A 10,911-nucleotide genomic window follows, 5' to 3' on the forward strand; every position below is an offset into this window, starting at 1 on the left:
CCAACAAATAAATCATCCTTGCTTTGATGCGATCGCACCTAACAAGGCTCTTTTAGCCCGCGCAGGCACCGCTTTGTCCGTGTAGCTCCAGGCTTGAGCCTGCGGGTTTTTTGAAGGTTTTATTTTTTGGAGTTCCCTAAACCCATTCCCGACATCCATCGTGCAAGTCGTCACTATTCCTAGATATAGCAATCCTAAATGATTTATACCTCACCCGATGTCCCCTCGGACGTTCTGGGCCGCCGACGGTTGGGGGCCGCCATCGTCTTCTCCAACTGCTGCAAGGACTGCTATAAGACTACCCGCCATATTTAATATCAACCCCTAAATGTAGAGGCGATTCGCGAATCGCCTCTACATTTAGGGTGGAAATTAGCCTTTAATTATAACACAGGAATTTCGGGAGATATTCGTTGATTGGTAACGCTTATGATTACCATATATTTTTCCATGAAAACTAATGGTTAAAATATGTAACAATATTAGAAGAAAGCAAACTCTAACATCGACAAGAAAAGGAGGCCACTCAATGGTAGCCGTCACCGACAGAGTACAACCGAGACTGACGATCGCCACAGGGGAAATCGCCACGGAAACCACAGCAATTCGCTGTTTGGATTGGGACCGCGATCGGTTTGATATCGAATTTGGCCTGCAAAACGGGACCACCTATAATTCCTTTCTGATTCGGGGGAGTCAGACTGCCTTGGTGGATACCTCCCATGCCAAATTCCGCGAGTCCTATTTGCCGACCCTTTGCCAGGAAATCGACCCGACTCAAATCGATTACCTGATCATCAGTCATACCGAACCGGATCATAGCGGATTAGTTAAAGATGTCTTAGCACTCGCCCCAGATATTACCATTGTCGGGGCCAAAGTTGCCATTCAGTTTTTAGAAAACTTAGTCCATCAACCCTTTAAACGGTTAATTGTCAAAAATGGGGACACCTTAGATTTAGGGAACGGTCACGTCCTAGAATTTGTCAATGCCCCGAATTTGCACTGGCCGGATACCATCTTTACCTACGACGCCAAAACGCAGATTTTATTTACCTGCGATGCCTTTGGAATGCACTATTGTTCCGATCAAACCTTCGATGAAAATTTAAGTGACATTGAAGCGGATTATCACTTTTATTATGAATGTTTGATGGCCCCCAATGCGCGATCGGTTCTGAGTGCCATGAAGCGGATGCCGGACGTGGAAAAAATTAGCACGATCGCCACCGGCCACGGACCCCTATTGCGGTATAATGTCGGCGAACTCACCGGACGATACAAACAGTGGAGTCAGGAACAAGCCAAGGCGGAAACCACCGTTGCGGTATTTTACTTTTCCGATTATGGCTATAGCGATCGCCTCTCCCAAGCGGTGGCCCACGGGATTACCAAAACCGGCGTCAACGTGGAAATGATGGATTTGCGATCGGCAGAACCCCAGGAAGTGCGGGAACTGGTCAGTATCGCCTCGGGAATTGCCCTCGGTGCACCCCCATTAACAGGATCCGGTGCCGAGAATGCAGAAGCGGCGATCGGCACCATTTTAGTCGCTGCCAATAACAAACAGACCATCGGACTCTTTGAATCCGGTGGGGGTAACGACCAATCCATCTATCCCCTCGCCGTTAAATTCAAAGAACTCGGACTCAAACAGGGATTTCCCAATATTATCGTCAAAGAAAACCCCACGGAAGCTACCTATCAACTGTGCGATGAAGCCGGAACCGACATGGGACAGATGCTGACCCTGAAAAAAGCTATCAAACAGATGAAATCCTTAGATAGCGAACTGGATAAAGCCTTGGGGCGGATTAGCGGGGGATTGTATATCATCACCGCCCAGAAAGGGGATGTGAGTAGTGCTATGTTGGCTTCCTGGGTGACGCAAGCCAGTTTTGAACCCTTGGGGATTACCATTGCTGTTGCCAAAGACCGGGCGATCGAAGCCCTGATGCACGTCGGCGATACCTTCGTGCTCAATGTCCTGGATGAGGACAACTATCAAGGACTGATGCGACACTTCCTGAAACGCTTCCCCCCGGGGGCCGATCGCTTTGCCGGAATCAAAACCCAAAGTGCCAACAACGGCAGTCCGATTCTGAGTGAAGCCCTCGCCTATCTGGAATGCCAAGTCATCAGTCGCATGGAATGTCCCGATCACTGGATCGTGTATAGCCAAGTAGACAATGGCCGAGTCTCCAATCCCGATGCCTTACCGGCGATTCACCATCGCAAAGTTGGCAATCATTATTAACCCGATGCCATTGCTCATTTTTCCCTGGAGGATTGCGGGATGAGATTCAGGGGACTAGAAACCGGGTTTCTGTCAAGAATTTACGGTTCAGGGACAGAGATTGGATGAAGAAACCCGGTTTCTCAGCACTCCTGTAGCGACACCTTCTCCTGGGGAATGAGCAAGGAAAGCGAATTTATTCCTCATATCTGCACAAGGGTTAGATAATGAGGGATGATTGTAATTGTTTTAAGTAAACTGTCTTAGCGCATTCCTCACCGATGATAGAAACAACAACTAAACAACGTGATGTTCAGGTGGTCCTGATTGCCGAAGAGACCCGAGTGATGCGATCGCGCACTTGGGACCGCCTCAAATTCGAGGTGGAATATTCCCTAGCCAAAGGAACCACCGCCAACTCTTTTTTAATTCAAGGGGATAAAACTGCAATCATCGACCCACCCGGGGAATCTTTTACTAAAAATTATTTAGACTCCTTGCAGTCCCGAATTGACCTCTCCCAGATTGATTATGTCATCCTAGGACATTTTAATGCCAATCGCGGGGAGACGATTAAAGCGCTATTGAGTTTAGCGCCGCAAGTGCAATTTGTTTGTACCAATCCCGGGGCGATCGCCATGCGCCAATTCTTTGAAACCGAAGACTTAAACATTGTGGTCGTCCGGGGGGAAGATACTTTAGATTTAGGGCAAGGACATCAGTTACAATTGATTGCCACTCCCACTCCCAAATGGCCCGATGAACTGTTAACTTACGACCCCAAAACCAAAATTCTGTTTACCGATAAATTCTTTGGGGCTCATGTTTGCGGAGACCAAATTTTTGATGAAGGGTGGGCAATTTATAGTGAAGACCGCCGGTTTTATTATGATTGCTTACACGCACCCCAGGCGAAACAGGTACTCTCGGCGTTGGATAAAATAGCCGAATTACCCGAGGTGAAATTGTATGCCACGGGTCATGGACCGTTGGTGATGTATGGGAAGAAAGAACTGACGGAATTGTATCGGTCCTGGAGTAATGTACAGAAGTCTCAGGATTTGACGGTGGCGTTAGTTTATGCTTCAGCTTATGGGAATACGGCCATTGTAGGACAGGCGATCGCCCGAGGGTTAACCAAAGCGGGAATAGCGGTGGAATTTCTGAATTGTGAACAAGCTGAACCGTCGGAAATTCAGGCGGCTGTGGAAAAATGCGATGGATTTATTATTGGGTCTCCCACCCTGGGAGGTCATGCGCCGACCCAAATTCAAACCGCTTTGGGGATTATTTTGAAAACCGTATCCACCAGTAAATTGGCCGGAGTATTTGGGTCATTTGGGTGGAGTGGAGAAGCGATCGACCTGTTGGAAAGTAAGCTAACCGATGCGGGGTATCAGTTTGGATTTGACCCGATTCGGGTGAAGTTTAAACCCACGGATGTGACCTTGCAAGCCTGTGAAGAAGCAGCCCTTGATTTTGCTCAAAATTTGAAGCGATCGCAGAAACGACGGACGGCAAAATCTTCCTTGACCACAGGTGCAGCCAGCGATCGCACTGCCCAAGCCGTCGGTCGAATTGTCGGGTCTTTATGCGTTGTTTCCGCCAAACGCGGGGATGTGATTAGTGGAATGTTAGCCTCCTGGGTTTCCCAAGCTTCATTTAATCCTCCCGGTTTAACCGTTGCCGTCGCCAAAGACCGGGCATTGGAATCTCTCACCCATACCGGGGATAAATTTGTGCTAAATATTTTAGCAGAAGGCAAACAATTACGCAAGCATTTCATGAAGCGATTTGCTCCCGGGGAAGACCGATTTGAGGGGTTAGAAACCATTGAGGCGGCGAACGGTTGTCCGATTTTAAAAGATGGACTGGCTTATCTGGAATGTGTGGTGCAAAACCGCATAGAATGTGGAGACCATTGGGTGGTTTATGCCACGGTAGAAAATGGCAAAGTGCTGGATACCGAAGCGGTGACAGCGGTTCATTATCGGAAAACTGGGAGTTATTATTAAACCCCTCTCCAACTCCGGTCCCCTCCCCTTGCCAAGGGGAGGGGACCGGAGGTAGGGAGTGCTCTTGGCAAGGGGAGGGGACCGGAGGTAGGGAGTGCTCTGGGGAGGCAGAATGGATCCAGTTTTCTCCCTCTTCCGGTAGATTTTTATCGGGGAGTTGGATCGGGGCCGACTTTTGATATAAAATCCTATCGTAATGTGGCGATCGCCTTCCGGCTAACCTGAGCCTAAGCGGACCCACAGTGGCATTGCCCCAGATACTGGAATAGGTAGCTGGTGGTGTGCTGTTAACGCCTGCCGACAAAAAGCGCGATCCAGCGCAACCCTTAAGAACACTTCGAGAGAGGATAAAACATGACTTACGAACTTCCCCCCTTGCCGTTTGACTACACTGCCCTTGAGCCCCATGTGTCCAAGAGCACCCTGGAGTTCCATCACGACAAACACCATGCCAAGTACGTCAGCAATTACAATGACATGGTGAAAGGCACCGACATGGAGAGCAAATCCATTGAAGAGGTGATCAAAGCCACCTACAATGACGCCTCTAAATCGGGACTCTTCAACAATGCCGCCCAAGCTTGGAACCACACCTTCTACTGGAACTGCATCAAACCCGGTGGCGGTGGCAAACCCAGTGGGGCACTCGCCGACAAGATTGCGGCTGACTTTGGCAGTTTCGATAAATTTAAAGAAGAATTCGCCTCTGCGGCGGCCACCCAATTTGGTAGCGGTTGGGCCTGGTTAGTATTGGATAAAGGCACCCTGAAGGTTGCCAAAACCAGCAATGCCGAAAACCCGATCGCAATGGGAATGACTCCCCTGTTGACCATTGATGTTTGGGAACACGCCTATTACCTGGACTACCAAAACAAGCGTCCGGATTACATTGAAACCTTCATCAGCAGCTTAATCAACTGGGATTTTGTCACCGAACAAATGAAAAAAGCCGCTTAATCGCCGGTTAAACCCGATTGAGTCACTCAGTAAGGGCGATCGCCCTTACTAACGGGTTCATCCGAGACAGTCACGAGGCGATCGTGACTGTTTTTTGTTGTGGATGCCCTCATTCCGTGGCATCATAACCTCATCCTTGGCACAATATCAGGACTTACACAGATTTTGAGAATTCACCCTAAATGTAGCGGCGATTCGCGAATCGCCTCTCCATTTAGGATTTAATATTAAAGATTGCGTCAGTCCAGAATATATCTACCCATCCTAACCCCACCCGGTTCAAGCCCACCTCGAATACCAGCTATCACCCACCATTTTTCCTAGATTTTCCACCCCTGGGCATTCCATCGGGGCAACGGATCCATCCGACCCCCTTCTCTGCGCCCCGATTCGGTCGAAGTCAGGGTCGGGATATAGAGTGTATTTACCTATAACGGTTCGGTGGACTCATGAGGTATTCTCTAAAAGCATAAGGCGGCCCCCTTTAGGTCTTGTCGGTTTGGGGCCGCCATCGCTGTACCGTATATTCATGAGAACCGCTATAAGTAGATGAGTGTAAATAATTGCACATTAAGTAGATGAGTGTAAATAATTGCACATAAGGAGTGCGGGCGTCTCGCCCGCTAGTGTTAGGTAGCTCTCAAGACGCCCGCACTCGTTAACATATTGACTGTGCAATTTATTCTGCACAATTGCTTACTAGACATCTCCAAAATTTCCAAAACATTACCTATAGCAATCCTAAATGATTTGTACCTCACCCCCATCCCCTCTCCCGTTCTGGGCCGCCGACGGTTGGGGGCCGCCGACGTCCATTCTACAACGGCACGCAAGGACTGCTATATTGTGAACCCACATTCCGCAGGTTTAATTGCTGAGTTTTTATTTTTTTAAAACCTTTGCCCATAAAGGGTTCCAGCGATTTTATAGAAAATCTATGGGAACGATGGTCCTTACTGTAACCGGAGTTTTTGGGCTTATTGAGAATATTCTCAATAAAAACTGCCCTTTTTGAGTGCTGGCTCCGATGGAGGGAGTTATAGATCCCATTCTACAGAAAATAGCTGAAAATATTATAGTTCAAGGTTTGTAGCCATTTTTTGAAAATGGTTGCTTCAGCCAAAAAACCTGCGGAGACATTCTGAATAAATATTTTTACTTATGCGGAATGTGGGGTGAATAAGAGCTCCTTCACAAAAAATTTTAACTTTCGTAAAGTTTTGACTAAGAAACCCGGGCGAGTATTGACACGCATAAATTGAACGAGTATGATTCAGAGGACATAAAATATGTATCAACGGCTATTTAGATATGAGCAAACACCATCAAACAGCCCATACCCAAAGCACTGTAGCCCTCCCTAAACCTTCTGATTCCCGCTCTGAAAGCGATATAGTCCTTAGTATTTAAGTGATTTTATCCAATCCCGACGCGAACAAATCGTTTTTATCCCCAGGGAGTGCGTCAACCAAGCAGAATGCTCCAAAAAATTCATTTCATCTCAGGATTACCGAGATCGGGTTCTACCTTACTCGCCGCCTTACTGCGGCAAAATCCCCGCTTCCACAGCGCCATGACTTCCCCAGTCGGAGGTTTAGTGGAGCGAATGTTGGAAGCCATGAGTGAAAATAATGAGTTTTCCATATTTATTTCCCTCGAACAAAAACGGGCGCTGATTTTGAGCATCTTTTCGGCCTATTATCACCCGCAAGCTGACCCAGAAGTAATCTTCGATACCAATCGCCTATGGTGCAGCAAATTGCCATTAATTCTAGAACTATTTCCCGAAGCCAAAGTCATCTGCTGTGTCAGAAACATTGCCTGGATTATGGATAGCCTTGAGCTACTAATTCGGCGCAACGCCTTTGATGTTTCCAGATTATTTAATAATCCAGCAGAACGGGCTACAGTCTACAGTCGCACCGAGGCATTAAGTCAAGGTTCGCGTTTAGTGGGTTATGCTTATAACGCCCTCAAGGAAGCATTTTACAGCGAACAGAGTGCATCTCTCCTATTGGTTGATTACGATTTATTAACCAAAGGGCCGGAGAAAACGATGTCGTTGATTTATCAATTTCTGGGTGAAGAGCCTTTTGAGCATGATTTTAATCATGTTGAATATCAAGAGCCGGATTTTGATAATAAACTGCAAACAAAAGGGTTACATCAAGTGCGTTCTCAAGTTGAGTTTAAACCGAGAACAACGATTTTACCCCCCGACTTGTTTGAGCGATTTAATGGCTTATCTTTTTGGACAGAGACTACAAATAGCCGCGCCAGTGCGATCGTAGCAAAAGCCAAATAAACCGTCAAACCTTGACGGTGACTGTAACATTGACAACACTAAGTAAAAATCAACGGGTAATCTACTACAATGACCAACCAAATAATTTTCGTGGACTCCTCAGTAGAAGACTATCAAAGCCTAATTAACAACGCCGATGCCGCTCAAATTTTCATTTAAAATGAAAATTTGAGCGGCATCGAACAAATTACTAATGCCTTAGCTAATCAAAAAAATATTGAATCTGTACAGATACTTTCTCACGGTAGCGAAGGCAGTTTAAAACTGGGTGCAGATGTACTGAATGGGAATGACATAGAAAATTTTAATACTCAGCTAAAACAGTGGGGAAATGCCCTAACTGAAAATGGCGACATCCTATTATATGGATGCGATGTAGCCGCCGGAGAAACTGGCCAGAATTTTGTCAAACGATTGAGCGAACTCACCGGGGCAGATGTAGCAGCATCTAACGACTTGACGGGAAATCAAGCCCAAGATGGTGACTGGGATTTAGAAATAGCAACGGGCAAAATAGAAACCGCCGTACCCTTTAATCGGGAGGCGATGAAAGATTATGAATATACACTAGCTAACTTTGATGTCACCGTAGCAGCAGATGATGGCACTGGCACTGTAGCAGGCACATTAAGTAAAGCAATTTTAGATGCGAACGCCGCAGCCGGGGATGACACGATTACCCTCACCACAAATGTCCAATTTACGGGAGTTCCCCAAGTTCTAATTGACAGCAATATCGCCTTGATCGGTGGCGGTTTTACCGTCAGCGGGGATGTTAATAATAGCGGCACCAATGATGCGGGTGATATTCGTCCCTTCGTTGTGAAGTCTGGAACCGTTAGTTTCTCCAACATGACTATAGCTGGAGGCCGCGCCCAAGGTGGAAATGGGTCCGCTCGTGGCGGCGGTGGTGCTGGTATGGGGGGCGGACTCTTTATCTATGACGGTACGGTGAGCCTGAATAATGTGACCTTCTCCGACAATCAGGCGATCGGTGGGAATGGTATCGGCAATTTCGGCGGCGGCGGTGGCGGCGGTATGGGTGGCAACGGCGGTGGCGGCTATGCTGGGGGTGGCGGCGGCTTCGGTGGCAATGGCAGCAGCGTCTTTGTTGGTGCTGGCGGTAGCGGCGGGGCATTTGGTGGTGCAGGAGGTCCCTCTGGCAATCCACCAATAAGCAATGGGACAGGCGGCGGCGGCGGTGGTGCCAATGGTGGCAGTGGTGGCTTTGGTGGCGGCGGTGGCGGTGCCTACAACACTGTAAATGCAGGCAACGGTGGCTTTGGTGGCGGTGGCGGCGGCGGGTGGAACACGTTTGGCGGTCTGGGCGGCTACGGCGGTGGCGGCGGTGGCGGCGGCTTCGGTGGGCAAGCTCCCGGCTTTGGCGGTGGTGCAAGTGGCGGCGGCACCGGCGGCGGTGGCGCAGGCTTTGGCGGTGGTATTTTTATCCGAGAAGGCTCTTTGACCTTAACCAATAGCACTTTCAATAACAACACAGCCACCGGCGGCACGGGTGGCAACTCTGGTCAAGGCAAAGGTGGGGCAATTTTCGCCATGCAGTCTCTCACCAATACCAATGGCAACAACCTTCAAATGCCAACCACTCTACCCTTGGTCAGGTCATTAGGAGCAACCTTCACCGGCAACACCGCCGCCAACCAAGCTGGCACTCCCGGTGCTATAGCGCCCGCCAACGGTCAAGGAGTTAACCAAGACAATAACGATGTTTACGGCAGCATTAATACCGCCCCCGTCCTTGCCGATACCGTCCTCACCCTCAGCACCATCCTAGAAGATGCAGTTGCACCCACTGGCGCAGTCGGCAACCTCATCTCATCCATTGCAGCGATCGGTACAAACATCACCGACCCCGACCCAGGCGCAGTAGCAGGCGTAGCCATCACCGCCGCCGACACCACAAACGGCAGTTGGTTTTACACCATAGATGGCGGTACTACTTGGACTGCCTTGGGTACAGTATCCGCTACCAATGCTCGCCTACTCGCAGCCGATGCCAATACCCGCATTTACTTCCAACCAACTGCCGACTACAACGGCACTGTCACCAACGGCATTACCTTCCGCGCCTGGGATCAAATGACTGGCACAAATGGCAGCACCGCTGACACCACTAACAACGGCGGCTTTTATGCCTTTAGCACCGCCACCGACACCGCAGACATCACCGTTACCGCCGTCAACGACATTCCCAACTTCACCGCTACCAACCCAACGGCAGTTAATGAAGACGCAGGAGTGCAAACCGTAGCGGGTTGGGCAACCTTCAGCCCAGGAGGGGGTGCGGATGAAGCCACACAAACGGCCACATATACCGTTAGTAATATCGGGACTCCTGGCTTATTTGCGGTGGCTCCAGCGATAGATGCCAACGGTCAACTCACCTACACTCCTGCGGCTGATGCTAATGGTACTTCCACCTTTGATGTTGCAGTTCAAGATAACGGCGGTACTGCTAACGGGGGTGTTGATACTTCCACAGTACAAAACTTTACTATTACCGTTAACCCAGTCAATGACAAACCCAGTTTTAGTAACGCTGGCGACCAAATCCTAACAGCTTGGACAAACACAGTTCAAACAGTTAGTAACTGGGTAAATAGTGTGACTTTCGGCCCCGCCAATGAATCAACTCAAACTGTTAGCAACTACACCGTTACTAACACCGACAGCACCTTATTTACCACTCAACCAAGTGTAGCAACCGATGGCACACTTACCTACACTCCTAGCGGTAAACCTGGTACTGCTACCGTAACTGTGCAACTGCAAGATAACGGCGGCACAGCCAATAGTGGTGTTGACCTTTCCGACATAGCGACCTTTAATATTACCATTCCCGTACCGAAAGTTAACCTGACTGCCAGCACAACTACTGCCAGTGAAGCCGGGACAACAGCTATTACCTTTACCGCTACTGCCGAAGGTAATGTCGTCGGCGCTCAAACCATTGATTTAGCCTTAACGGGTACTGCGAGTGCGGCTGATTTTACTGGTGCTATTCCCACTCAAATAACTATCCCAGATGGGAGTAGTACGGGACAAGTAACCATTACAGTTAATGATGATAATCTTGTCGAAGGTGATGAAACAGCTACTTTAACAATTAGCAACCCATCAACAGGAATAGCATTAGGAACTACTACTAATCAAAGTGTGACGATTACTGACAATGATACTGCGGGAATCACAGTCACACCCACCACGGGTTTAACCACAACGGAAGCCGGAGGAACTGCCAATTTTACAGTCGTTTTAAATACTCAACCGACGGCAGATGTAACTATCCCATTAACTAGCAGTAACACCGCTGAAGGGACGGTAGATAAAAACAGTTTAACTTTCACCAATGCTAACTGGAATGTGGCCCAAACAGTCAC

General features: G+C 48.6%; 7 protein-coding genes. 6 read left to right on the forward strand and 1 reads right to left on the reverse strand.

Annotation, left to right across the window (positions count from 1 at the left end; all coding sequences use genetic code 11):
* Positions 1-12: 12 nt before the first annotated feature.
* Positions 13-174: a hypothetical protein gene (locus NG833_RS09790; RefSeq protein ID WP_254565107.1), complete on the reverse strand. Its 162-nt coding sequence runs from the start codon at positions 172-174 to the stop codon at positions 13-15.
* A gap of 355 nt (positions 175-529) precedes the next feature.
* On the opposite strand from NG833_RS09790, the gene NG833_RS09795 reads away from it, so the two are divergent.
* The 6 genes from NG833_RS09795 to NG833_RS30750 form a co-directional block, all read left to right on the forward strand.
* Entirely contained in the window at positions 530-2,257 is a 1,728-nt protein-coding gene (locus NG833_RS09795; RefSeq protein ID WP_254565108.1) for a diflavin flavoprotein, read from the forward strand.
* 260 nt (positions 2,258-2,517) lie between these two features.
* Positions 2,518-4,251: a diflavin flavoprotein gene (locus tag NG833_RS09800; protein ID WP_254565109.1), complete on the forward strand. Its 1,734-nt coding sequence runs from the start codon at positions 2,518-2,520 to the stop codon at positions 4,249-4,251.
* A gap of 354 nt (positions 4,252-4,605) precedes the next feature.
* A complete protein-coding gene (locus NG833_RS09805) occupies positions 4,606-5,208 on the forward strand; it encodes a superoxide dismutase (protein WP_254565110.1) in 603 nt (200 codons plus the stop codon).
* Between the two features lie 1,477 nt (positions 5,209-6,685).
* Positions 6,686-7,513 carry a sulfotransferase gene (locus tag NG833_RS09810; RefSeq protein WP_254565111.1) on the forward strand — a complete coding sequence of 276 codons (828 nt, stop codon included), beginning with the start codon at positions 6,686-6,688 and terminating at the stop codon, positions 7,511-7,513.
* Between the two features lie 69 nt (positions 7,514-7,582).
* Positions 7,583-7,672: a DUF4347 domain-containing protein gene (locus tag NG833_RS09815; protein ID WP_254565112.1), complete on the forward strand. Its 90-nt coding sequence runs from the start codon at positions 7,583-7,585 to the stop codon at positions 7,670-7,672.
* A 9-nt stretch (positions 7,673-7,681) separates the two neighbouring features.
* The coding region (locus NG833_RS30750) for a DUF4347 domain-containing protein (protein ID WP_305884986.1) at positions 7,682-10,911 on the forward strand (3,230 nt) is incomplete at its 3' end.

Origin of the sequence: Oscillatoria sp. HE19RPO (assembly GCF_024220515.1) — a bacterium.
Lineage (GTDB): Bacteria > Cyanobacteriota > Cyanobacteriia > Cyanobacteriales > Laspinemataceae > Laspinema.